This window comes from Billgrantia kenyensis, from assembly GCF_013697085.1.
GTDB classification, from domain to species: Bacteria; Pseudomonadota; Gammaproteobacteria; order Pseudomonadales; family Halomonadaceae; genus Halomonas; species Halomonas kenyensis.
The window spans coordinates 29,517-51,169 of sequence record NZ_JACEFT010000011.1; the positions used below are offsets into that span (position 1 = coordinate 29,517).

Sequence of the window (21,653 nt, forward strand, 5' to 3'; positions counted from 1 at the left end):
TGACTGAGAGAAAATCATGATTCATACTACACTCAAGCGCGCTGCGGCTTCCGCTCTGCTTTTTCCTCTTGCCATAACGGCAGCTCAGGCTGACTGGCGAGGCAACTACCCTGTCGTGACTATCGGTGCAACCACCGCGGAAAGTCAGGCGGCAACTATCGACCGTTTTCAGCCCTTGGCCGACTATTTCGAAGAGCAGTTGGGCGTCCAGATGCAGATTCAGCAGGCCAGCGACTACTCCGCAGTTGTTCAGGCGCTGACGGCCGGACACGTGCAGCTGGCACGCCTTGGTGGCTCTTCCTATGCGGCGGGCTGGATCGACAGTGACGGAGGCGTCGAGCCCCTGGTGGTCCCGGCCGAGCTGGATGGTGAGCTGGGCTATCACTCCGTGCTGATCGTCCGCTCCGACAGCGAGTTCGAGAGCATCGACGACCTGCAGGGCAGGTCGCTGGCCTGGGCCGACCCCAACTCCACCTCCGGTTATCTGGTGCCGCTGGTCAGCCTGCGGGAGGACGGTATCGAGCCCAATGACTTCTTCGGCAATACCGTATTCTCGGGCGGCCATGAGCAGAGCGTTATCGGCGTGCTGAATGGCTCTCTGGACTCGGCCTTCACCTGGACATCCCGCGGTGACAATACCGGCCAGCTGCGCATGATGATCGATCGCGGCATGCTGGATCGCGAAGATATCCGCGTGATCTGGGAGTCTCCGCTTATTCCCAACCCGCCCTATGTGGTGAACGGTGCGCTGCCGGAGGAGATGAAGCAGGAAATCGCCGACTTCTTCATGACCCTCCACGAGAAGCGTCCGGATCTGGCAGACGCCGCAGCGTCAGGCCGCACCTCGGGTTTCGTGCCTGCCACTCATGAGATGTATGAGCCGATCCTTGGCGCCGTGCAGGAGCTTCGCGACTCTCGCCGTCAGCGTTGAAAACACTCCCTCTAGCGGGTAGTCCGGCCGCCTGTCGGCGGCCGGGCTGAGGAAACTGAAGATGTCACCACAGCATGGTCATCCGGGCTCCGGTGCCTGGCAGGACTTCTGCGCCCAACAGCAGCGGGCGAGGGTCGAACAGTATCGCGTCTGGATGGTGGGAAGTGGAGTATTTCTTGCACTCTTCCTGACCTCGGCCTATCTGAGCCACTTCAGCCCCGGACGTATCGCCGAGGGGGTGCCAAAGGTTCATGAATATATCGTCAAGATTCTTCCAGAGCTTGGGGTCACGACGTTTCGTGACGATATGGCGTACTGGTTCTACGCCTTTCCCGACTGGGTGAAGCTGCTTGGCGAAACGCTGCTGATGGCCTATGTGGCCACGCTGCTCGGTACCTTGGGCGCCCTTGTCCTGGGCTTTGTGGCAGCGCGCAACGTCGGGCCCAGTCGCTGGCTGACGGCGCTGTCTCGGCGCCTTTTGGAAGTGGCGCGTACCGTGCCTGATCTGGTCTATGCGCTGATCTTCGTGTTCGCCTTCGGCCTGGGCCCCCTGGCCGGGATTCTTGCCATTGCCGTTCACTCGATGGGAGCGTCGGGCAAGCTGTTTTCGGAGGCGATCGAAAATGTTGACCTGAAACCGCTGGATGGCCTCAAGGCGGCGGGGGGCAACTGGGTGCAAGGCATGCGTTTCGCCGTATTTCCGCTGGTTCTGCCCTCGCTGGTTTCCTACACACTGTGGCGATTCGAGATCAACGTCAGAACCGCCACGGTCATGGGAATCGTGGGTGCTGGCGGCATCGGGCAGGAGCTGATTACCGCCATTCGCATGCTCTATTACGAAGACGTCAGCGCACTGATCTTGCTAATCGTGATTACCGTCTCCCTTACCGACATGGTTTGCGAACGCATTCGTCACGGGTTTATCGGCAAGGAGAACCTCTCATGATGCGATTGAATCAGCATGGCATCTCGACGCTGGAAGCTGCGCAGCGCTACCCCGAGATATTCTCCGTACGTTGGCGACAGCGTGCCATGCAGAGCCTGGCCTGGGGCTCGGCCCTGGCCGCTCTGCTCTATGGACTGGTGATATTCGATTTCTCGCCCGTGCGCATCTGGAACGGCATCGGCCAATTGGGCATGCTGGTGCGCTTCATGGTGCCGCCGGCCACCGCCCCCAGCGTGGTCTGGGAGTTTCTTCAGGCGATTTTCGAAACGTTGGCCATGGCCTTCCTCGGTACCCTGTTTGCGGCCCTGCTGGCCATTCCCTTTGCCTTCCTGTCGGCACGCAATGTCTTTCGCTTTCGGCTCGGTCGTTTCGGGGTGCGTCGTGGCATGGACTTCCTGCGCGGCGTGGATCAGCTGGTCTGGGCGCTGGTCTTCGTGCGTGCGGTAGGTCTTGGGCCGCTGGCCGGGGTGTTGGCGATCATCATTTCCGATATCGGTACTCTGGCCAAGCTGTTCTCGGAAGCGGTGGAAGGGTGTGACCGAAAGCCTGGTGAAGGGGTGGCCGCCAGCGGTGGAAATACTCTGCAGTGTACTCGTTTCGGCATTCTTCCCCAGGTGCTGCCGATGTTCATCTCGTCGACCCTCTACATCTTTGAGTCCAACGTCCGCAGCGCCACCATTCTGGGTATCGTCGGTGCCGGCGGCATCGGTTACCAGCTGTCCGAGCGCATTCGTGGCCATCACTGGGAAGAGGTTGCCACCATCCTGATTCTGATTCTGGTCACGGTTTACCTGATCGATTGGGTATCCGGAAAAATCCGTGGTCGCCTGATCGAGGGGGAGTGATCTCCCCTGGCCAAGTGTGATCACCCATTGTTGAGCCGTTGGTTGCCAAGGAGGCGTCATTCAACATGTCTAGACAAAAAGAGCCCCCCGTCTATCGCCAGCTGGCGGACACGCTGACCGATCAGGTGCGGCATGACTTCGCCGCCGGGGACCTGCTGCCCTCCGAAAGCGAGCTGGCCGAGCGCTTCGGAGTCAATCGCCATACGGTGCGCCGTGCGCTGGATGAACTAGTGACGGCGGGGCTGGTGACGCGGCATCAGGGGCGCGGTACCCAGGTGGTGGACCGGAGGCTCGATTATCGGCTCAGCGCGGGCAGCAAGGTCACCCACAATCTGGCCGAGTTGGGCATGCCCAGCGAAACGCACTGTCTGTCGCAGAACCTCGAGCTGCCGCCCGGTGCCATCGCCCAGCGCTTTGCCCTGCAGCAGCAAGGCTGTCTGTTGCGTGTGGAGACGCTGCGCTATGTGGAAGGAGCTCCGCTGGTGCGGATCAGTCACTGGTTCGATCCCAGGCGAGTACCGGCATGGCGCGAGCGCTATCGGGGGGGCTCCACTCGAGCGTTCATGGACCAGCACTATGGGTTGCGCCTGAAGCGTCGCCAGGCACGTATCGAAGCGTTGGCCGCCGGTGCGGACGATTCACGCTGGCTGCTATGCGCCCAGCATGCGCCGCTGCTGCAGATCACCAGCGACAACATCGATTCGACCGGTGCCCTGGTCGAGGTATCAGTGAGCCGTGCTCGCGCCGATAGGTTTTCATACCACATTGATTTTCCAGACTCTGTGAAGGAGATGTCATGACGGATTCCCAACGTCGCCAGCGCATTCTGGCACTGACTCCCTGGGAGCGTCTCGCCGAGCACTGGGAGCGCCTGGGAATTCGCCCCGGGTATCGCTGCGTGCGGGGCCCCGAAGTTGGTATGGCCATGGTGCGTGGACGCATGGGGGGCACCGGCCGGGCGTTCAACCTGGGGGAGATGACCCTGACCCGGGCAAGCGTCCAGTTGACCGATGAAGTCGTCCCCGATGCACCGCTGGGTCACGGCTGGGTGAAGGGGCGCCATGCCCGCCACGCCGAGCTGATCGCCCTGGTGGATGCCTGTGCCCAGCGTGGTGACTGGGCGGTGGCCATCGATGAGGGGCTGGTGGCGCCGTTGGACGCGGCGCTGGCCGTCGAACGTGACGCACATGGGCGGCAGGCTGCCGCGACCCGCGTCGATTTCTTCACGCTGGTGAGAGGGGAGTGACCATGCAGTGGCATGCCTTCGAGAGTCCTGTGCACGACAGCCAGCGCATGTTCCGCCAGCTGCTGTCTGCCATGTCCGAGCCGGGCACCCTGGCCGCAGTGAGTGACATCACAGTCCGGCACATTTTGCCACCTGCCGGGTCTGCCGTTGGCGCTGCCGGCTGGGCCACGCTGCTCACGCTGTGTGACCTGGAAACCAGTGTCTGGATAGCGCCTGAGTTGAACACCGGGGGTCTGGCCGACGCCTTGACCTTCCATACCGGAGCAAGAATGGCGCCCTCTGCGGCCGAGGCGGATTTTGCCTTGGTCCTGCCTGCGACGCTGAGCGGCCAGGCGCCGGCCTTCCGTGAGGGAAGTGACACTCACCCCGACCGCAGCACCACCCTGGTGGTGGTGCTGGCCGAACTGGAGGCTGACGGCCCCTGGTGCCTGAGCGGCCCCGGTATTGCCGACGTGCGAAACCTGGACGTGGGACAGGGCGGTGAGGCGCTGATGACACGGCTCGCTGCCAACCGAGCGCGCTTCCCGCGAGGCCTTGATGCCATCCTGACCTGCGAAGAGCGCCTGACTGCGGTGCCGCGCAGCACCTGTATCACCCAGGTTCAGATCGAGGAGGGCGTGTCATGTATGTTGCCGTAAAGGGGGGCGAGCAGGCCATCGCCAATGCCCACCGCTGGCTGGCCGATCGGCGGCGAGGAGAGCGCAACACGCCAGAGCTGGAGGTCACCCAGGTGGAACAGCAGCTGCGTCTGGCGGTAGCGCGTGTGATGGCAGAGGCCTCGCTCTATGACCCGGAGCTTGCTTCGCTGGCGATCAAGCAGGCCAGCGGCGATATGGTCGAGGCGGTGTTCCTGCTGCGCGCCTACCGCACCACGCTGCCACGACTGGCCGAGACGCTGCCGCTGGACACCTCCTCGATGCGCATCGAACGACGAATCAGTGCCGCCTACAAGGATATTCCCGGCGGCCAGGTGCTGGGCCCCACTTACGACTACACCCATCGCCTGTTGGATTTTCTGCAGTTGGCCAATGCCGAGGTGGACACCCCGGCCGCGGCCGAGCAGCGTTTGGCCGACTGTCCCCAGGTGCTGGAGCTTCTCGATGCCGAAGGGCTGATCGAGCGCGAGGCGGATGACGGCAGCGAACCTTACGACATCACCCGCGACCCGCCCGACTTCCCGGTGGACCGCGCCACCCGCTTGCAGATGCTGGCCCGGGGCGACGAGGGATATCTGCTGGCACTGGGCTACTCCACCCAGCGCGGCTATGGCCGCAACCATCCCTTCGCCGGCGAGATTCGCCTGGGGAACGTGGAGGTCGAGATTGCCGTGGAAGAGCACGAGGGGCCGGTCTGCATCGGTGAGATCGAGATCAGCGAGTGCCAGATGATCAATCAGTTCGGCGGTTCGCGAGAGGTTGCTCCCCAGTTTACCCGCGGCTATGGCCTGGCCTTCGGCCATAACGAGCGCAAGACCATGGCCATGGCGCTGGTTGACCGTGCACTGCGCGCGGAGGAGCTCGGCGAGCCGGTGACAGGGCCCGCCCAGCAGGCCGAGTTCGTACTCGCCCACGCCGACAGCGTCGAGGCGGCGGGCTTCGTCTCGCACCTCAAGTTGCCCCACTACGTCGACTTTCAGTCGGAGCTCGAGCTGCTGCGTCGCCTGCGCCGGAATCATGCCAGGCGCCATGGCGGCACACCGCCAGACGCTGCCGATAGCCATGCAGACGCCGATAACACCAGTGCCCCAGTGGGGAGCAATGCGGCCCTTGGGGAGGAGCATTCATGAACAGCGTAGACCGGCGTGAAGGCCCGCCAGCCGACGGCTACAACTTCGCTTATCTCGACGAGCAGACCAAGCGCATGATTCGCCGCGGGCTGCTCAAGGCGGTGGCAATTCCCGGCTATCAGGTGCCCTTTGGAGGGCGTGAGATGCCGATGCCCTATGGCTGGGGAACCGGTGGCATGCAGCTTACCGCCAGTGTCCTGGGCCAGGACGACGTGCTCAAGGTGATCGACCAGGGCGCCGACGACACCACCAATGCGGTCAGCATCCGCGCCTTCTTCGAGCGGGTGGCTGGCGTGGCCACGACCACCACTACCACCGAAGCGGACGTGATACAGACCCGTCACCGTATTCCCGAGCAGCCCTTGCGCCAGGGGCAGATCCTGATCTTCCAGGTGCCGATTCCCGAGCCGCTGCGCTTCATCGAGCCCAGCGAAGTGGAGACCCGGCTGATGCATGCTTTGGAGGAGTACGGGGTCATGCACGTCAAGCTCTACGAGGACATCGCGCGGCATGGCCATATCGCCACCACCTACGCCTATCCGGTCAAGGTCGACGGGCGCTACGTCACCGATCCTTCGCCGATTCCCAAGTTCGACAATCCCAAGCTGCACATGGCCGAGTCGCTGATGCTGTTCGGGGCCGGGCGCGAAAAGCGCCTCTACGCCATTCCGCCTTACACGCGGGTGGAGAGTCTGGACTTCGAGGACCATCCCTTCGAGGTCCAGCAGTGGGACGTGCCCTGTGCCATCTGTGGAGCCCGCGACACCTTTCTTGATGAGGTGATTACCGATGACCAGGGCGGGCGGATGTTCGTCTGCTCCGATACCGACTACTGCCAGTCACGCGCCGAGGAGGTGGCATGAAGCGTCCCGACCTGAATCGCGCCGTGCTGCTGGAAGCGCGCGGCGTCTCACGGCTCTATGGCCCCGGCAAGGGCTGCGAGGCGGTCAGCCTTCGCCTGCATCGCGGCGAAGTGCTCGGCATCGTCGGCGAGTCCGGCTCCGGCAAGTCGACGCTGCTGCGCCTGCTCGCCGGCATGGAGCGCCCCGATGCCGGCCAGGTGATCTACCGCGCCTCCGTCGCCCAGGGCCTCGACGCGGCAGGCCACGAAGGCGAGCTGGACCTCTATGCCATCGGCGAGGCCCGTCGCCGGGCGCTGCTGCGCATGGAGTGGGGGTTGGTGCACCAGAACCCACGAGACGGCCTGCGGCTGGGCGTGTCGGCCGGGGCCAATATCGGTGAACGACTGATGGCACTTGGCGAGCGCCACTACGGCCAGCTACGTGCCGCCGGACAGGACTGGATGGGGCGGGTCGAGCTTGACCCCGAGCGCATCGACGATGCCCCGCGGACCTTCTCGGGCGGCATGCAGCAACGCTTGCAGATCGCGCGCACCCTGGTCACTCGACCGAACCTGGTGTTCATGGACGAGCCCACCGGGGGGCTGGATGTCTCCGTGCAGGCCCGGCTGCTCGACATGCTGCGCACCCTGGTACGCGAGCTCGGGCTTTCGGTGATCCTGGTCACTCATGATCTGGCGGTGGCCCGCCTTCTGGCCCATCGCCTGATGGTGATGCGCCGTGGCCAGGTGGTGGAGACCGGATTGACCGACCAAATTCTCGACGACCCGCAGCATGCCTACACGCAGTTGCTGGTGTCGTCGGTCCTGACCCCATGAGGAGGCTTGCCATGACATCCCTGAAGCAACCCTTTCTCAGCGTCGACGCCCTGCACAAGGCTTTCGTGCTCCACGGCCAGGGCGGCATGACCCTTGAGGTGATGCGTGACCTGTCGCTGACCCTGTCTCCTGGGGAGTGCCTGGTGCTGGCCGGACCCAGCGGCATCGGCAAGAGCACGCTGCTCAAGATGCTCCACGGCAGCTATCGGGTTACCGCCGGGCGCCTGACGCTGCACTTCGAGGACGGTGACCTGTCGCTGGAGGCGCTGCCGGCCCACGCCTGGCATACCCTGCGCCGCGACGTGATCGGCTACGTCAGCCAGTTCTTGCGCGTGGTGCCGCGAGTGCCGGCGGTGGAGGTAGTAATGGAGCCGCTGTTGGCCCGAGGCGTGGACGAGGCCGAGGCCCGCCTTCGGGCCGAGGCGATGCTGGCTCGGCTCAACCTGCCCGAGCGTCTGTGGAACCTGTCCCCGGGCACCTTTTCCGGCGGAGAACAGCAGCGGGTCAATATCGCCCGCGGCTTCATTGCCGAGCATCCGCTGCTGCTGCTGGATGAGCCGACTGCGTCTCTGGATGCCGCCAACCGCGAGGTGGTGGTCGGCCTGATCGAAGAGGCCAAGGCGCGTGGTGCCGCCCTGCTGGGCATCTTCCACGACGAAGACGTGCGCGAGCGGGTGGCCGACCGCCTGCTGCCGCTGACGCCCCACATGGGCGCGAACGTTGTCACTGCACAACCTGCTACCGAGGAGATGCGTCGATGAGTGCAACTGAACAGGTGCTGACCAACGTCCGCTTGATCCTCGACGATGAGGTGATTCAGGGCTCCCTGGTGATACGCAACGGTCGCATCGCCGCGCTGGATACCGCCCCGAGCCAACTGGCCTCGGCCGTGGACTGTGAGGGTGACTACCTGATGCCGGGCATGGTCGAGCTGCATACCGACAACATGGAAAAGTATTTCCAGCCGCGGCCCAAGGTCGCCTGGCCATCGCGCCAGGCTGCGCTGGCCCACGATGCACAAATGGCTGCCAGCGGCATTACCACGGTGTTCGATTCGCTCTCGATTGGCACCGTTGAGATCAATAGCATGCGTGCCAGGGCGCTGAACGGCATGCATGACGCCCTTCTGGACATGCAGCAGCGCGGCCTGGCGCGGGTCGACCATCGCCTGCACCTGCGTTGCGAGGTGAGTCACCCCGATACGCTGGAAACCTTCAAGGCCATGGAGGCGTCACCGCTGCTGGGGCTGGTATCGCTGATGGACCATGCACCCGGTCAGCGGCAGTTCGTTAGTTTGGTGGCCTATCGTACCTATTATCAGGGCAAGTTCGGTTTTACTGATGCCGAGATGGCAGCCTTTATCGAGCAGCAGCAGGCCAACAGCCAGCGCCACAGCGGCGAGCAGCGCCGGGAAATTGCGGCACGCTGCCGAGCGCGCGGCCTGGCCTTGGCCAGCCATGATGACGCAACCATCGAGCACGTGGCTGAAAGCCGCGAATATGGCATTCGCGTGGCGGAGTTTCCCACCACACTGGAGGCGGCCGAAGCGTCCCACCGCGCTGGCATGGCGGTGCTGATGGGAGCGCCCAACGTGGTGCGAGGCGGCTCACACTCCGGCAATATCGCCGCCGCAGACCTGGTCCGCTGCGGCGTGCTCGATGTGCTGTCGTCCGACTACTATCCGGCGTCGCTGCTGGACGCGGTATTTCGGATTGCCGCCTTGGAGGAGGGCTATGGCTTGCCCCGGGCAGTCGCCACGGCCACAAGTCATCCCGCCGATGCGGTGGGGTTGCACGACCGCGGTCGCCTGGCCGTCGGACAGCGTGCCGACCTCATACGGGTCAGGCTATGCGATAGCCATCCGCTGGTGCAGCGCGTCTGGTGCGCCGGCAGGCAGGTGCACTGATGGCCAGGCTCGTCTACCTGATGGGGGCCAGCGGGGTCGGCAAGGACACCCTGCTGGCAACGGCGCGCAACCGGTACCCCGAGTGGCTGGTGGCGCACCGCTATATCACCCGGGAGAGCGGCGCCAGCGAGAACAGCATCGCCCTTAGCGCCGAGGAGTTTGCGGTTCGTCGCCGCGCGGGGCTGTTCTGCCTCAGTTGGGAAGCCCACGGCCTCAGCTACGGGCTGGGCATAGAGCTGGAGGCCTGGCTAGGCTGCGAGACCATGGTGCTGGTCAACGGCAGCCGTCGGGCGCTGCCCGATGCTTGCCGTCGCTTCGGTGAACGGCTGCTGCCGATTCTGATCACCGCGCCGGAGGGGCTGCTGCGCCAGCGTCTGCTGGCACGCGGCAGGGAGACGCCAGAGGCCATCGAGGCGCGCCTGGTGCGTCATCGCCAGTTGGCCACCGCCCTGCCCGAGGTGCCGCGGGTCGACAACGCCGGTACGCCTGCGGCGAGCCTTGCCGCTCTGGCCCGGCTGGTGACGGCGAGGTGCGTGCCATGAGGTTTCGCTTTGTGGGTACTGGCGATAGCGCGCAGACGCCATGCTTCGGCTGCGACTGCCCCGCCTGTGCGCAGGCCCGAGTCTTCACCAGCGCTCGACGTGGTCCGTGCAGCGCTGAATTCTGGGTGGATGGGCGCCGTTATCTGCTCGACGCCGGGCGCACGGACCTGGCGGAGAGCTGCGAGCAGGAACGCCCCGCGGCGATCCTGCTGACCCACTATCATGCCGACCACGTCCAGGGACTGCTGCACCTGCGCTGGGGGAGAGGGGAGCCCATTCCCGTTCTCGGGCCCAAGGATGCCCGTGGCTGTGCAGATCTCTATCGCAACCCCGGGATTCTCGACTTTCGTCCTGGCCTGAAGCCCTTCAGGCCCCTGCATCTCGACAGCATGACCGCCATCCCCGTACCTCTGGTTCACAGCAAGCCGACGCTTGGCTACTGCCTGGATGACGGCGGCAGCAAACTGGCTTACCTCACCGACACCTTGGGGCTTCCGCCTGAAACGGAGCGCTTCCTGCGTGAGTGGGTGCCCGATGTGGTGGTGCTCGATGCTACCTATCCGGCTTCGCTCACGGCGCCGCGAAACCATAACAGCCTCCCCATGGCCCTGCAGATCATCGAGAGGCTCGGCGCTCCACGTGCCTTTCTGACCCATATGAGTCATGAACTGGCGGCGGATATGCTTCGTTCGCCGGACCAGCTACCTCCACATGTACGGCTGGCCAACGACGGTGAGGAGGTGCGCATCGGGCCGCTTTACGAGGGCGGTGTGACACGGCTCCCGGTGCCCCCTGCAGCATCTGTCGTCGCGGATGATAGCCCACGGTGTTGATGGCACTATCGGGCTGCAGTTCCGGCTTGCCTCGTTACTAGGCGTGACGAAGAAGTTGCATGGGGCTTGAGCCTGGTCATGAGCACTGGCTGAGCGAGTCGCGCGTGCTACATCACCCGCTTGCGGATCCAGGCGCTTATCTGCTCGACGCCTATCACTACCACGAGGATCGCGAGAATGACGGTCAGGGCTTGGTCGTAGCGGAACAGGTTCATCGAGGCGGATAGTTCCACGCCGATGCCGCCTGCACCCACCAGGCCGAGCACCACGGCGCTGCGTACCGCCTTTTCCACAGAGAACAGGCTGGTGGCGACGAACGAGGGGGTGCACTCAGGCAGAATGGCCCCACAGACTACGCCGCCACGCGAGGCGCCGGTAGCGGCCAGTGCCTGGCCCGGGCCGGGGTCGACTTCCTCGATACGTTCGGAGAAGAAACGCGCACAGAAGCCGATGGTGTCCATGATGATGGCAAGAATCCCTGCCAGGGGGCCGAGCCCCACGGCGACTACGAATATCAGCGCCCATACCAGGTCCGGCACGGTGCGCAGTGTGGCGACGATATTGCGCGAGATGACCCGGACCACAGGGTGGGGGCTGGTGTTGCGCGCACACAGCAGGGCCATGGGCAGGCTCAGGATGACACCGAACACCACGCCGACGATAGCCATCTGGAAGGTCTCCAGCATGGCGGTGGCAATCACGTCCCAGCGCGAGAAATTCGGCGGCATCGCCTCGCCGAAGAACGTGCCTAGGTTGGACACGCCTCGGATCAGCCGGTCCGGACTGATATTGGCGCCTTGCAGGCCGGCCAGGAAGAAGGCCGCCAATCCGATCAGCAGAATAAAGGCGATGGCGGAGGGGCGCTCAAGCCTGGGCGGTGCGGTGTGTCGGGACGAAGGTACGGTCATCCGTATCGGCCTCCTGGTGACTGTCGATTTGATAGAGGGCCGTGATGTCGTCATCGCTGACGGCGGTGCTCGGTAGGTCGAAGGCCAGTTGGCCCTGCTTGAGTCCGACCAGCCGCTCGCCGAACTCGCGGGCGAAATCGATCTGGTGCAGCACACAGAGCACGGTCATGCCGCGCTCGCGCACCACCGACCAAAGCAACTCCATGACCTCGCGGCCGGCCTTGGGGTCGAGGCTTGCCACCGGTTCGTCGGCAAGCACGATCTCGGCGTCCTGCATCAACATGCGGGCGATGGCCACGCGCTGCTGCTGCCCGCCGGAGAGGGTGTCGGTGCGGCGCGCTGCCAGGTGGGCGAGGTTGACTCGCTCCAGGGCTTCCATGGCAGCCATGCGCGATTCGCGGCTGGCGGTCAGTGCGTGGCTTGCGAGGATCCCTCGGCGACCCATCAGGCCGAACAGCACGTTCTGCAGCACTGAGAGGTTGCCGACCATGTTGAACTTCTGGAAGACGCAGCCGATGCGCTGGCGCAGCGGCCGCAGCTGGCGACGGGAGGCCCGGGCGAGGTCGACGCCATCCAGTTCGAGGCGCCCCGTCGTGGGACGCTCGAGACCGGTCAGGCATTTCATCAGCGTCGACTTGCCGCAGCCGTTGTGGCCGAGGATCACCACGCCCTCCCCTGGAGCCACCTCGAACGACAGTCCGTTGATGGCACGGGTGCCGTCCGGGTAGACCTTGGTTAGGTCGCTTACGGTCACTTGCATACAGCTCACACTCAGTCGTTGAGGCCCAGCAGGGCATAGGATTCGCGAACCATGTCGTACTCGGCGTCATCCACGTGCACCATTTCGGCGCCGACGTACTTGTCGCGCTCGCCCGGGGCGAGGATCGCCTGCAGCAGGCCTTCTGGATCGGCCATGAAGGCCTCCTGAATCTCGCTCACGCACTCGGCTGAGATGTGCGGGCCGGCTACCATGGGGTCACCCGGCATATCCTGGCCGCGCTCGATGATGCGATAGTTATCCTCTCCGTGCTGGGCAGCGAAGGGAGCAAAATCACGAACGCCAGTGCCTACGGCGTCGACCTCGCCGGAGGCCAGGGCCTGCATGCGGGCGCCATCCAGCAGCGAGATGCGCAGGTCGCGGTCGATGTCCAGGCCGGCCTGGTGCAGCATGTAGCTGGGCATGATGTGGCCGGTGGTGGAGCCGTGGTCCTTCATGGCCACGTGCTTGCCCTTGAGGTCCTCCAGGGTCTCGATATCGCTGTCGGTGGGGGCGATGAAGACCGAGTAGTACTCAGGGCGCACGATGGCGGTGATCGGCTGCACGCCCTCGACGCGCTCGGCCATCAGCACGTACTCGGAGGGGCCGGCCAGCACGATGTCGACCTGCTCGAAACGCAGGGCGTTGATGGCGGTGGTGCGGTTGCCCACCGGGAAAAACTCCACCTCGACCCCCAGGCGCGATTCGACTTCCTCGACGAAATCACCGAAAGCACGCTGGAGTTCTTCGGTGCCCTCGATGCCGGTGTCGGCGAAGCGCAGGGTGGTGGGGCAGGACTCGGCAGCCTGGGCCTGGGAAGCAATGGCCAGGGCACCAATCGCAGCAAGTGGGAGCAAGTGCTTGAACATGAGTCACCTCGAGTGATTGGAACAGGGTGGGAGCTGGGTGGTCATACCCTGCCAATGCGAGATGACAAGACTGTTTCACAAAGTTAACAGTCTTGTGACGACCTGGGGTTCAAGCTGTTGTGAAACTACAGTGGGCCCCACCATGGTCGGCTCGCGCTGCAGTCGAGAATTGGCGAAGCTGGTGGCCTACGCTGCCCGGAGTCCGTCCATGAAGCACTCGCCTGCCTATCGTCTCGCCGCCACGATCCTGCACGGCTTCGACGAGTACCGCACCAGGTTCAAGGAGATCACCGCCGATGCCAGCCGGCGTTTCCGCGATGCCGCCTGGCGCGAGGCACAGCAGGCTTCGGCCGAACGCATCAATCTCTACGAGGAGAAGGTCAGCGAGACGCTGGGGCGGCTGAAGCGGGCGCTGGACGAGGATGAGCTGACTCACTGCGAGTGTTGGCGCGAGGCGCGCAACCACTACGCCGAGCTGATCAGCGAGCGGCTCGACTATGAGCTGGCGGAAACCTACTTCAACTCGCTGTTCTGCTCGATCTTTCACCACCGTCACATACGCAATGACTGGATGTTCGTCTACAGTTCGCGGGACGCGGCGGCCCACCACTCGGGCCTCGAGCCTTGCCGCCACTTGACCGTCAAAGGTGACTGGGAAACGGCGATTCGCTGGGCGCTGGCCGAGGCGCCGTTCGAGACCCCCTTCGAGGATCTGGAGCGGGACGTGCGCTTGGGGGGAGACTTCCTGCGCGGCCATCTGCCCCGGGCGATCCTCGATTCGCCGGATACCGAAGTCGAGCTGCTCAAGAGCGTGTTCTATCGCAACAAGGGCGCCTATCTGGTGGGTCGGATCCGCGGCGCTGGCGAGCAGGTGCCGCTGGTACTGCCAATCCTGCACGAGCAGGGGGAGGGCCTGCACCTGGATACCGTGCTGATCGAGTCGGACGAGGTCTCGATCATCTTCTCCTTCACTCGTGCCTACTTCCAGGTCGAGGTGCAGGTGCCTGGGGAGTTCGTCGACTACCTTCAGGAGCTCATGCCGGACAAGCCCGAGGGGGAGCTCTACTCGGCGATCGGCTTCTTCAAGCATGGCAAGACCGAATTCTTCCGAGCGCTGAATCGCCAGGTGGCCAAGCGTGAGGACAAGTTCATCATCGCCCCGGGGGTGCGGGGCATGGTGATGGCGGTGTTCGTGCTGCCCTCGTTTCGCACCGTGTTCAAGATCATCAAGGATCGCTTCGACCCCTCCAAGGAGATGAGCCACGATACCGTGCGCGAGAAGTACCGGCTGGTGAAACGGCACGACAGGGTCGGGCGCATGGCCGATACCCAGGAGTTTTCCAATTTCATCGCGCGCAAGGATCACTTCGCCCCGGAGTGTCTCGAACACCTGCTGGAGGTGGCGCCCTCCACGGTCTACCTCAGAGGTGACAAGGTGATCATCAAGCACTGCTACACCGAGCGCATGATGACCCCGCTCAACCTCTACCTGGAGCAGTGCGAGGAAGGCGAAGTCCGTGCGGTGCTCAAGGACTACGGCAACGCTATCAAGCAGATGGCGGCGGCCAACATCTTCCCCGGCGACATGCTGCTGAAGAACTTCGGGGTCACCCGCCACGGCCGGGTGATCTTCTACGACTACGATGAGGTGTGCTACCTCACCGAATGCAACTTTCGTCACATTCCCGAGCCGATGTACCCGGAGCAGGAGCTGTCCGGCGAGCCTTGGTACTCGGTGGGTCCGAATGATATTTTCCCCGAGGAGTTCGGGCCGTTCCTGTTTGCCGACCTGAGGCTGCGCAAGCTCTTCTACCAACTGCACGGCGAGTTGTTCGACGCCGACTACTGGAAGTCGCTGCAGCAGGCGATCGTCGACGGACGGGTGATCGACGTCTACCCCTATCGCAACAAGCAGCGCTTCAACGCCAGCGACAGCAACGGCCTGGTTTACTAGTCGAAGAGGCGAGTGTCCCACTCGCCTCGTCCCACGCGAGGAGCCCATGGCAGACGACAGGCCCCACCTGGTGGTCTTCACCGGGTCCGGCATCAGCGCCGAGAGCGGTATCCAGACCTTTCGCGCCGGCGACGGGCTGTGGGCCGAGCACCCCATCGAGGAGGTGGCGACGCCCCAGGCCTGGCGCCGCGACCCCGCCCGGGTACTTCAGTTCTACAACCTGCGCCGTGAGCAGGTGCGCCGGGCGCGGCCCAACGCCGCCCACAAGGCGTTGGCTGCTCTTGAGAAACGCGGGTTTCGCGTAAGCATCATCACCCAGAACATCGATGACCTCCACGAGCGGGCCGGCTCGCGCAACGTGCTGCACCTGCACGGCGAAATACTCAAGGCGCGCTCGACGGTGGATGCGCGCATGCAGTACCCGCTGCCGCGCGGCGGCATCGCGCTGGGCGACATCTGCGATAAGGGTAGCCAGCTGCGCCCCGACGTCGTGTGGTTCGGCGAGAGCGTGCCGCATTTCGGCGAAGCCTGCGACATCGTCGCCGAGGCGGACCTGCTGCTGGTGGTGGGCACCTCGCTGGCGGTGATGCCGGCGGCGTCGCTCCTCGAACATGCCCCGCTCGATGTGCCCAGCGTGCTGATCGACCCCGAGGCCCATGCCCTGGCGCCACCTGGAGTGACACGTATCTGCCAGCCCGCCGGCAAGGGCGTACCGGCGCTGGTGCGTCACTGGCGGCGGGAAGGGCGGCTGTGGTTGCCGCAAACCCTGCTTGGCTGAATGGCTTGGCTGAGTGTCAGGGCATGCTAGAATGCCCGCCCGTTTTTCCTGATGGCGAACCGATGCCGGACCAGACCTGCCAGGCCGACCACTGTGACTCCCGCGCTGGGTTTTCTCATGCCGCCGCCAGGCTTTCTCATGATCCCGCGACAGGCCATCCCCGCCCGCCGCGGCGCGAGTTCAAGGCGCGAGGCAGCTTCGTCGAGCGCTGTCCTGGCTGCAACCTGCCGGCGTTGAATTGTCTGTGCCCCTATCAGGCCAGGGCCGAGAGCGAGGCCCGGGTCTGGCTGATCACTCACCCGCTGGAGCATCTCAAGCCGACCAATACCGGGCGTTTGATTCGTGACGTACTGCCGGGCACCGAGGTGTTCACCTGGTATCGTACGGTGCCGGATGCGCGGTTGCTTGAGCTGCTCGAGGACCCCGACCTGGTGCCTTTCGTGATCTTCCCCGACGATCAGCCCGACTACGCCGATCGCGTGGTAGACATCCAGGCGGTAAGCGAGGTCAAGGTGAGCGGGAGGACGCCGGTCTTCATCCTGCTCGACGGTACCTGGCGTCAGGCGCGGCGGATCTTTCGCAAGAGCCCCTATCTCGATGCCTTGCCGGTGCTGCCGTTGAGCACCACCCGGCAGACCCGCTACCAATTGCGCAAGCCCGCCTCCCGGGCCCACCTGTGTACCGCCGAGGTTGCCGTCGAGCTGCTGCGCCAGAGCGGGGACGTCGATGCGGCCCAGGTACTGGATGACTACTTCGACACCTTCAACGTCAGCTATGCCGCCAGCCGGCGCTACGAGAAAATCGAAGTGTCGACGCCCGCCATGCTGCGGCTGGTGGCCAGGCGTACAGGCTGAAGGGGCTCAAGGGTCGGTATCCTGGGTTCGCACGCAGGCACGCCCCGCGCGCTTGGCGCGATACATGGCGAGATCTGCACGTTGAACCAGCTTTCGCGAAGTATCCCCGGATTGGCTGACGGTGACACCAAAGCTGGCAGTAACCGGTCCTGCCGGCTCGATTGGGTGCCGAGCCAAGGCGTGGCACAGGCGCCAAGCCAGCTCCTGTGCCTGCGCGAGGTCGCAATCGGGTACGACGACAACGAACTCCTCGCCACCCCAGCGGCCCAGATGATCGCTGTCGCGAAGCTGTGCCTGAGCCCGCTGAGCGACTTCGAACAGCACCCGGTCACCGGCCTCATGGCCGTGAAGGTCGTTGATCTGCTTGAAGTGGTCGACATCGAACAGCAGCAGTGCCAAGGGGCTGGAGTTGCGATGGCTCATGGCCAGCTTGGTCTCGAGCAGCTGTTCGATGCGATGCCGGTTTGCAATCCGGGTCAACGGGTCGGTGTTGGCCAGCCACTGCAGTCTGGTATTGCGCTGGTGCAGGATGCGGTAGCGCTGTCGGGTGGTCTGTTTTTCCTGAAGTAGCGCTTCGCGTAGCGCAGCCAACTGGACGAGCTGTAGCAGCAGGTGCCTTCGCGGTGGGTCGAGATGGCGTGGCTGACGATCATGGCACACCACCATGCGCCGACCCGGAGCTGCCTTCTGGAGTCCGAGGATGAGAGCCGCGCGAGCTTGTCGGCGAGTCAGCCAGGGGCGTAGCTTGGAGGGTGGCAGGCATAGCGGACAGGACGACAGGTCGGGGAGCGGGCCGGGTGTCGCAAGCAGCTCGACGGGCCTCGCCTGGCTGTCGATCATCATCAGCGGTGCATTGGTGCAATGCGTCATGCTGCGCATGCCATGTTCTGAACTGGACAGCATGCAGGTTTCGAAACCGCTCAGCACATGCATGGCCCTGAGCAGTTGAGCATGGAGTTCATCAACGCTACCGGCTTGAGCGATGCGTGCCCCCCAAGCGTAGCCGAGCCCCGGCAGCTCATGGCTCTCGCCGGCCTGAGGCTCAACTTCCAGAATGACATGCTGGCCTGTCGTATGGGTAGAGGCATACAGAGACTGCGAGGCCGCCCGACCGGAGGGAATCGTCACTCCGGGAGCGCCCTTGGCCAATGCGCTTGCCAAGGCCGTTGCGGTTTTGGCGCCCAGCACTGTTTCGGGCGGCCTCCCGAGCGCTTTGGCGGGGGCCAGGCCGAAGAAGGGATAAAGATTGGCGCTGACCAGGCAAATGCCTTGCCAGTCACTGTCGAAAGCGATGAGGCAGCCATGCGGCTGCACCGTGCCGACGGAAGCTGGCACGGAGGGGGATAAGCTCGCCTCGAGTTCCCTTTCAAGCGAGAAAGACATGGTTTTTCCTGTTATGTATTCGGCAGCGAGGGTTGGCTGCCGCTCCCTGTATCGCCCCGTGTCACCCGGGAAGGTGGCACGGGGCTTCCAGGCACCCGATATCACTAAAGTAAACCACTGGTTGCGATATTATTTCAACCGCGGTTTAACTGCGAGTGCGGTGCGCGCGGCACATTCCATCGATGAACGAAAAGACCGCCTTTGCCGAGCGACTGGCTGCGTCCATGCGAGCTGCTGGCTACGAACCGCGTCCAGCCGTGCTGGAGCGGGAATTCAATCTGCGCTACTGGGGCAAGCCTGTGACACTACAGGGGGTACGCCGCTGGCTGTGCGGCGAAACCCTGCCCCAGCAGGAAAAGCTACAGGTACTGGCCGAGTGGCTGGGCGTCGAGCCACAGGAGCTGCGCTACGGCCAGGGGAGCCGCCAGCGGGTCAACGAGCCGCGTGGCGCCTGGGATGCATCGATCAGCGCCGAGGAGCGCCGCGTGCTGCAGCGCTACCTTGCGTTGCCGGTAGAGCAGCGCAAGGTGGTGGCGCAGGTCATCGAAGCCTTCGCCCATGCCGACAAAGCCGGCTCGGGCGAAGAGGGGGGAAAGCGTTAGCGAAAGCCCGGCGAGGGGGCGCCGGCTAGGCCGGCCCACCCATCAAAGCGCCGGCAATCCTGAAGCCTGCCACCCAGGTGGCGACGGCTGAACCCAGGGTGGCGAACATGAACACCAGCAGGGTGCGCGAGACGCGGTTACGCCACCAGCCCCTGAGCTTGGTGACGTCGTGCCTCAGGGTCGAGAAGTCCTGCACCTTGGGCTTGCGCAGCCACAGCTCGACCCCCGCCGCGACGAAGCCGGCGCCGATGGTGGGGTTGAGCGAGGTCAGTGGGGCGGCAAACATGGTGGCCACCACCGTGATCGGGTGGGCCAGGGCCGCCAGCGTGGCCACTCCCGAAAGGACGCCGTTGATCAGGAACCATTCGCCGACCAGCTGCCAGCCGAGCTCGGTATTACGTGAAAAACCGATGGCGAAGCCGGTCAGTACCAGCACCGTGATCAGCCATGGCAGGGCGCGCCACACCTTCGACGGCGGCGGAGTCACTTCCAGCGCTTCTCGCTCCGGCTGAGGGGCCTCGGGAAGGGGGGCTTCGAGGTGCTCGACCATGCCTTTCATGTGGCCGGCGCCGATCACCACCAGCACGTTGCGGTAGCTGCCAGGCGGGGCCTGCTCCGCCAGGCGCAGCACCATGTAGCGGTCGCGCTCGGAAATCAGCGGGGTGTACAGAGCTTCCGACTCGGCGGCGAACTCACTGAAGGTCGACTCCAGTACGTCGCCTTCCTTCAGGCGCTCGATCTCCTCGGGGCTGACTTGCTGGCGGGACATCACGCTGCCGAGCAGGCCGGTGAGCAGTGACATGCGTTGCCACCAGGGCACGTTGCCGTAGATGCGCTTGAGCGTGATGCCCACGTCGCGGTCCACCAGCAGCAGCGGCAGCTGATGGCGTCGCGCTTCCTCCAGGGCCGCGTGCATCTCGGCCCCGGGCTGGATCCCGGACTGCTCGGCAACGCGCTGTTGGAAGGCCCCCAGGGCCAGGTTGGCCGCGACCATCCCAGCCTTGCCCTGGCGGAATATCTCGAACAGGTCCTGCTGGGCCAAGGCGTCCGGGTTGCTGATGTTGTGATGGCGTGCATCGCACAGTTCGATGGCCACGGCGTCGAACTCGCCGGAGCGGATCATGCGGCGCACGTCCTCGGCGCTCTCGGCCGAGACGTGTGCGGTACCCAGCAGGGTGTAGCGGGTTTCCCCCACCTCGACGACGCGATGGGGACCGCTGAAGGCGCCTTCCTGGCGCGGGTCGGTCATGGAGTCCTGGGAATCGGTCATGGACGCTCAAGATGCAGAGAGTGAAGGTTCGATTATCCACGATGCGCCCGGGCTGGCCAAACGTGGGATAACAGGTGCAGTAGCGAATCCTCGTTTTTCTAGCGACGCCAGAAGGCGGGGGTAAACAGCACTAGCACGGTAAAGATCTCCAGGCGCCCCAGCAGCATGGCGACCACCAGGATCCACTTGGTGAGCTGCGGCAGTTCGCCGTAGTTTTCGGAGGCTTCGCCGAGGGCAGGGCCCAGGTTGTTCAGCGCCGAAGCCACCGTGGACCAGGCGGTGACCTGATCGACGCCGGTGGCCATCACGCCCACCATCATCAGGAAGAACAGCATCAGGTAAACCGAGAAGAAGCCCCACACCGCCTGGGCGATGCCGTCGGGTACGCTGACCTTGCCCACCTTGACTGCGATCACGGCGCTGGGGTGGATCAGGCGCATTACCTCGCGCATGCCCTGCTTCAGGATCAGGATGATGCGGATGACCTTCATGCCGCCACCGGTGGAGCCGGAACAGCCGCCGACGAAGGCCGCCATGAACAGCAGGAAGGGCAGCGCCCCCGGCCAGGCGGCGAAGTCGGCGACGCCGAAGCCCGCCGTGGTGGCGACGGAAACCACCTGGAACAGGCCGTGGCGCAGTCCGCGTTCGGTATCGTAGGTGCCGGTCAACCACAGCGAGACCACGGCGATCAGCGCCAGGCCGGCAAGGAACAGCAGCAGGAAGCGTGCTTCCGGATCGTGCAGGTAGTGACTGAGCTGACGCCCGCGCCAGGCCAGGAAGTGCAGGCTGAAGCTCATCGCCGAGACGATCAGGAACAGCATGCAGATCAGTTCGATCGCGGCGCTGTCGAAGTGGCCGATGCTGGCGTCGTAGGTGGAGAAGCCGCCGATGGCCACGGTGGAGAAGCTGTGACCCAGGGCGTCGAACCAGTTCATGCCGGCGGCCAGATAGGCCAGGAAGCAGGTCAGGGTGAGCGCGGCGTAGATGTACCACAGCGCCTTGGCCGTTTCAGTGATGCGCGGGGTCAGCTTGGAGTCCTTGAGCGGCCCCGGGATCTCGGTGCGATAGAGCGCCATGCCGCCGACCCCGAGCGTTGGCAGGATTGCCACCGCCAGGACCACGATCCCCATGCCGCCCAGCCACTGCAACTGCTGGCGGTAGTAGAGCACCGACTCGGGCAGAAACTCGATGCCGGTGATCACCGTGGCGCCGGTGGTGGTCAGCCCCGAAAACGACTCGAAAACGGCATCGGTCGGCGCAAGCGCGGCATCGCCGGTCAACATGAACGGCAGCGAGCCGAACAGCCCCAGTACGCTCCAGAACAGCGCGGCGATCAGGAAGCCGTCGCGAATGCGCAGCTCCTTGCGCGCCTTGGCGTTGGGCAGATACATCACCAGGCCGGTCACCACGGTGATCAGGATGGCGATGCTGAATGCCTGCCACTGGCCGTCGCCGAACAGCAGCGAGACGAGGATCGGCGGCATCATGGTCAGGCTGAACATCATCAGCAGCAGGCCAAGTATGCGCAGGATCACTCGCAGGCTCATCGGGTGCCGTTCCCTGTA

At 64.5% G+C, this 21,653-nt stretch carries 23 protein-coding genes; 17 read left to right on the forward strand and 6 right to left on the reverse strand.

The window, feature by feature from the left end:
- Positions 1–16 precede the first annotated feature (16 nt).
- From phnD (H1D44_RS10520) to phnP, 13 genes are all read left to right on the forward strand, one after another.
- Positions 17–931 carry a phosphonate ABC transporter substrate-binding protein gene (gene phnD, locus H1D44_RS10520; protein WP_181514816.1) on the forward strand — a complete coding sequence of 305 codons (915 nt, stop codon included), beginning with the start codon at positions 17–19 and terminating at the stop codon, positions 929–931.
- Between the two features lie 61 nt (positions 932–992).
- Positions 993–1,877, forward strand: a complete 885-nt coding sequence (gene phnE, locus H1D44_RS10525; protein ID WP_181514817.1) for a phosphonate ABC transporter, permease protein PhnE — start codon at positions 993–995, stop codon at positions 1,875–1,877.
- The gene (gene phnE, locus H1D44_RS10530) at positions 1,874–2,722 is read left to right on the forward strand and encodes a phosphonate ABC transporter, permease protein PhnE (RefSeq protein WP_181514818.1); all 849 of its coding nucleotides are present in this window, start codon (positions 1,874–1,876) and stop codon (positions 2,720–2,722) included. Before phnE (H1D44_RS10525) ends, phnE (H1D44_RS10530) begins: the two co-directional genes overlap by 4 nt.
- A gap of 65 nt (positions 2,723–2,787) precedes the next feature.
- Entirely contained in the window at positions 2,788–3,522 is a 735-nt protein-coding gene (phnF, locus tag H1D44_RS10535; RefSeq protein ID WP_181514819.1) for a phosphonate metabolism transcriptional regulator PhnF, read from the forward strand.
- Complete coding sequence (phnG, locus tag H1D44_RS10540; protein ID WP_181514820.1) at positions 3,519–3,968, forward strand: phosphonate C-P lyase system protein PhnG; 450 nt, start codon at positions 3,519–3,521, stop codon at positions 3,966–3,968. Before phnF ends, phnG begins: the two co-directional genes overlap by 4 nt.
- A 2-nt stretch (positions 3,969–3,970) precedes the next feature.
- Complete coding sequence (gene phnH / locus H1D44_RS10545) at positions 3,971–4,606, forward strand: phosphonate C-P lyase system protein PhnH (RefSeq protein ID WP_181514821.1); 636 nt, start codon at positions 3,971–3,973, stop codon at positions 4,604–4,606.
- Positions 4,591–5,754: a carbon-phosphorus lyase complex subunit gene (locus tag H1D44_RS10550; protein ID WP_181514822.1), complete on the forward strand. Its 1,164-nt coding sequence runs from the start codon at positions 4,591–4,593 to the stop codon at positions 5,752–5,754. Before phnH ends, H1D44_RS10550 begins: the two co-directional genes overlap by 16 nt.
- Positions 5,751–6,617: an alpha-D-ribose 1-methylphosphonate 5-phosphate C-P-lyase PhnJ gene (locus H1D44_RS10555; protein ID WP_181514823.1), complete on the forward strand. Its 867-nt coding sequence runs from the start codon at positions 5,751–5,753 to the stop codon at positions 6,615–6,617. Before H1D44_RS10550 ends, H1D44_RS10555 begins: the two co-directional genes overlap by 4 nt.
- The gene (gene phnK / locus H1D44_RS10560; RefSeq protein ID WP_181514824.1) at positions 6,614–7,432 is read left to right on the forward strand and encodes a phosphonate C-P lyase system protein PhnK; all 819 of its coding nucleotides are present in this window, start codon (positions 6,614–6,616) and stop codon (positions 7,430–7,432) included. The genes H1D44_RS10555 and phnK overlap by 4 nt, the downstream gene beginning before the upstream one ends.
- Before the next feature lie 11 nt (positions 7,433–7,443).
- Complete coding sequence (phnL, locus tag H1D44_RS10565) at positions 7,444–8,193, forward strand: phosphonate C-P lyase system protein PhnL (RefSeq protein ID WP_181514825.1); 750 nt, start codon at positions 7,444–7,446, stop codon at positions 8,191–8,193.
- Entirely contained in the window at positions 8,190–9,338 is a 1,149-nt protein-coding gene (locus H1D44_RS10570) for an alpha-D-ribose 1-methylphosphonate 5-triphosphate diphosphatase (RefSeq protein ID WP_181514826.1), read from the forward strand. Before phnL ends, H1D44_RS10570 begins: the two co-directional genes overlap by 4 nt.
- Entirely contained in the window at positions 9,338–9,880 is a 543-nt protein-coding gene (phnN, locus tag H1D44_RS10575; protein WP_181514827.1) for a phosphonate metabolism protein/1,5-bisphosphokinase (PRPP-forming) PhnN, read from the forward strand. The genes H1D44_RS10570 and phnN overlap by 1 nt, the downstream gene beginning before the upstream one ends.
- Positions 9,877–10,713: a phosphonate metabolism protein PhnP gene (gene phnP / locus H1D44_RS10580; protein WP_181514828.1), complete on the forward strand. Its 837-nt coding sequence runs from the start codon at positions 9,877–9,879 to the stop codon at positions 10,711–10,713. Before phnN ends, phnP begins: the two co-directional genes overlap by 4 nt.
- A 107-nt stretch (positions 10,714–10,820) precedes the next feature.
- Here the strand turns inward: phnP and phnE (H1D44_RS10585) are convergent, their stop codons facing one another.
- Genes phnE (H1D44_RS10585) through phnD (H1D44_RS10595) form a run of 3 tightly spaced genes read right to left on the reverse strand, consistent with a single transcriptional unit; the run spans position 10,821 to position 13,247 of the window.
- Positions 10,821–11,621: a phosphonate ABC transporter, permease protein PhnE gene (phnE, locus tag H1D44_RS10585; protein WP_181514829.1), complete on the reverse strand. Its 801-nt coding sequence runs from the start codon at positions 11,619–11,621 to the stop codon at positions 10,821–10,823.
- Positions 11,578–12,381: a phosphonate ABC transporter ATP-binding protein gene (gene phnC, locus H1D44_RS10590; RefSeq protein WP_181514830.1), complete on the reverse strand. Its 804-nt coding sequence runs from the start codon at positions 12,379–12,381 to the stop codon at positions 11,578–11,580. The genes phnE (H1D44_RS10585) and phnC overlap by 44 nt, the downstream gene beginning before the upstream one ends.
- An 11-nt stretch (positions 12,382–12,392) precedes the next feature.
- On the reverse strand, positions 12,393–13,247 hold the full coding sequence (gene phnD, locus H1D44_RS10595; protein ID WP_181514831.1) for a phosphate/phosphite/phosphonate ABC transporter substrate-binding protein: 855 nt from the start codon (positions 13,245–13,247) through the stop codon (positions 12,393–12,395).
- Between the two features lie 208 nt (positions 13,248–13,455).
- On the opposite strand from phnD (H1D44_RS10595), the gene aceK reads away from it, so the two are divergent.
- The 3 genes from aceK to H1D44_RS10610 all read left to right on the forward strand — a co-directional run bounded on the left by aceK (position 13,456) and on the right by H1D44_RS10610 (position 16,833).
- On the forward strand, positions 13,456–15,201 hold the full coding sequence (aceK, locus tag H1D44_RS10600; protein WP_181514832.1) for a bifunctional isocitrate dehydrogenase kinase/phosphatase: 1,746 nt from the start codon (positions 13,456–13,458) through the stop codon (positions 15,199–15,201).
- A gap of 46 nt (positions 15,202–15,247) precedes the next feature.
- A complete protein-coding gene (locus tag H1D44_RS10605) occupies positions 15,248–15,979 on the forward strand; it encodes an SIR2 family NAD-dependent protein deacylase (RefSeq protein ID WP_181514833.1) in 732 nt (243 codons plus the stop codon).
- A gap of 62 nt (positions 15,980–16,041) precedes the next feature.
- A complete protein-coding gene (locus tag H1D44_RS10610) occupies positions 16,042–16,833 on the forward strand; it encodes a tRNA-uridine aminocarboxypropyltransferase (RefSeq protein WP_181514834.1) in 792 nt (263 codons plus the stop codon).
- A 6-nt stretch (positions 16,834–16,839) separates the two neighbouring features.
- Here the strand turns inward: H1D44_RS10610 and H1D44_RS10615 are convergent, their stop codons facing one another.
- Complete coding sequence (locus H1D44_RS10615) at positions 16,840–18,216, reverse strand: sensor domain-containing diguanylate cyclase (protein WP_181514835.1); 1,377 nt, start codon at positions 18,214–18,216, stop codon at positions 16,840–16,842.
- Between the two features lie 182 nt (positions 18,217–18,398).
- On the opposite strand from H1D44_RS10615, the gene H1D44_RS10620 reads away from it, so the two are divergent.
- Complete coding sequence (locus H1D44_RS10620) at positions 18,399–18,818, forward strand: transcriptional regulator (RefSeq protein WP_181514836.1); 420 nt, start codon at positions 18,399–18,401, stop codon at positions 18,816–18,818.
- Between the two features lie 25 nt (positions 18,819–18,843).
- On the opposite strand, the gene H1D44_RS10625 is transcribed toward H1D44_RS10620, so the two are convergent.
- Both H1D44_RS10625 and H1D44_RS10630 read right to left on the reverse strand, forming a co-directional pair.
- Positions 18,844–20,088, reverse strand: a complete 1,245-nt coding sequence (locus H1D44_RS10625; protein WP_181514837.1) for a TraB/GumN family protein — start codon at positions 20,086–20,088, stop codon at positions 18,844–18,846.
- A gap of 98 nt (positions 20,089–20,186) precedes the next feature.
- Entirely contained in the window at positions 20,187–21,635 is a 1,449-nt protein-coding gene (locus H1D44_RS10630) for a TrkH family potassium uptake protein (protein ID WP_181514838.1), read from the reverse strand.
- Positions 21,636–21,653: the final 18 nt, after the last annotated feature.

Excerpts from the sequence above, each read along its gene's own strand:
- phnH (WP_181514821.1), top strand. The coding sequence starts at position 3,971 with ATGCAGTGGCATGCCTTCGAGAGTCCTGTGCACGACAGCCAGCGCATG.
- phnE (WP_181514817.1), top strand. The coding sequence starts at position 993 with ATGTCACCACAGCATGGTCATCCGGGCTCCGGTGCCTGGCAGGACTTC.
- phnL (WP_181514825.1), top strand. The coding sequence starts at position 7,444 with ATGACATCCCTGAAGCAACCCTTTCTCAGCGTCGACGCCCTGCACAAG.
- H1D44_RS10550 (WP_181514822.1), top strand. The coding sequence starts at position 4,591 with ATGTATGTTGCCGTAAAGGGGGGCGAGCAGGCCATCGCCAATGCCCAC.
- phnE (WP_181514829.1), bottom strand. The coding sequence starts at position 11,621 with ATGACCGTACCTTCGTCCCGACACACCGCACCGCCCAGGCTTGAGCGC.
- phnK (WP_181514824.1), top strand. The coding sequence starts at position 6,614 with ATGAAGCGTCCCGACCTGAATCGCGCCGTGCTGCTGGAAGCGCGCGGC.
- phnC (WP_181514830.1), bottom strand. The coding sequence starts at position 12,381 with ATGCAAGTGACCGTAAGCGACCTAACCAAGGTCTACCCGGACGGCACC.
- H1D44_RS10605 (WP_181514833.1), top strand. The coding sequence starts at position 15,248 with ATGGCAGACGACAGGCCCCACCTGGTGGTCTTCACCGGGTCCGGCATC.
- phnF (WP_181514819.1), top strand. The coding sequence starts at position 2,788 with ATGTCTAGACAAAAAGAGCCCCCCGTCTATCGCCAGCTGGCGGACACG.
- phnD (WP_181514831.1), bottom strand. The coding sequence starts at position 13,247 with ATGTTCAAGCACTTGCTCCCACTTGCTGCGATTGGTGCCCTGGCCATT.
- phnD (WP_181514816.1), top strand. The coding sequence starts at position 17 with ATGATTCATACTACACTCAAGCGCGCTGCGGCTTCCGCTCTGCTTTTT.
- phnN (WP_181514827.1), top strand. The coding sequence starts at position 9,338 with ATGGCCAGGCTCGTCTACCTGATGGGGGCCAGCGGGGTCGGCAAGGAC.
- phnE (WP_181514818.1), top strand. The coding sequence starts at position 1,874 with ATGATGCGATTGAATCAGCATGGCATCTCGACGCTGGAAGCTGCGCAG.
- phnP (WP_181514828.1), top strand. The coding sequence starts at position 9,877 with ATGAGGTTTCGCTTTGTGGGTACTGGCGATAGCGCGCAGACGCCATGC.
- H1D44_RS10570 (WP_181514826.1), top strand. The coding sequence starts at position 8,190 with ATGAGTGCAACTGAACAGGTGCTGACCAACGTCCGCTTGATCCTCGAC.
- aceK (WP_181514832.1), top strand. The coding sequence starts at position 13,456 with ATGAAGCACTCGCCTGCCTATCGTCTCGCCGCCACGATCCTGCACGGC.
- phnG (WP_181514820.1), top strand. The coding sequence starts at position 3,519 with ATGACGGATTCCCAACGTCGCCAGCGCATTCTGGCACTGACTCCCTGG.
- H1D44_RS10630 (WP_181514838.1), bottom strand. The coding sequence starts at position 21,635 with ATGAGCCTGCGAGTGATCCTGCGCATACTTGGCCTGCTGCTGATGATG.
- H1D44_RS10610 (WP_181514834.1), top strand. The coding sequence starts at position 16,042 with ATGCCGGACCAGACCTGCCAGGCCGACCACTGTGACTCCCGCGCTGGG.
- H1D44_RS10620 (WP_181514836.1), top strand. The coding sequence starts at position 18,399 with ATGAACGAAAAGACCGCCTTTGCCGAGCGACTGGCTGCGTCCATGCGA.
- H1D44_RS10615 (WP_181514835.1), bottom strand. The coding sequence starts at position 18,216 with ATGTCTTTCTCGCTTGAAAGGGAACTCGAGGCGAGCTTATCCCCCTCC.
- H1D44_RS10555 (WP_181514823.1), top strand. The coding sequence starts at position 5,751 with ATGAACAGCGTAGACCGGCGTGAAGGCCCGCCAGCCGACGGCTACAAC.
- H1D44_RS10625 (WP_181514837.1), bottom strand. The coding sequence starts at position 20,088 with ATGACCGATTCCCAGGACTCCATGACCGACCCGCGCCAGGAAGGCGCC.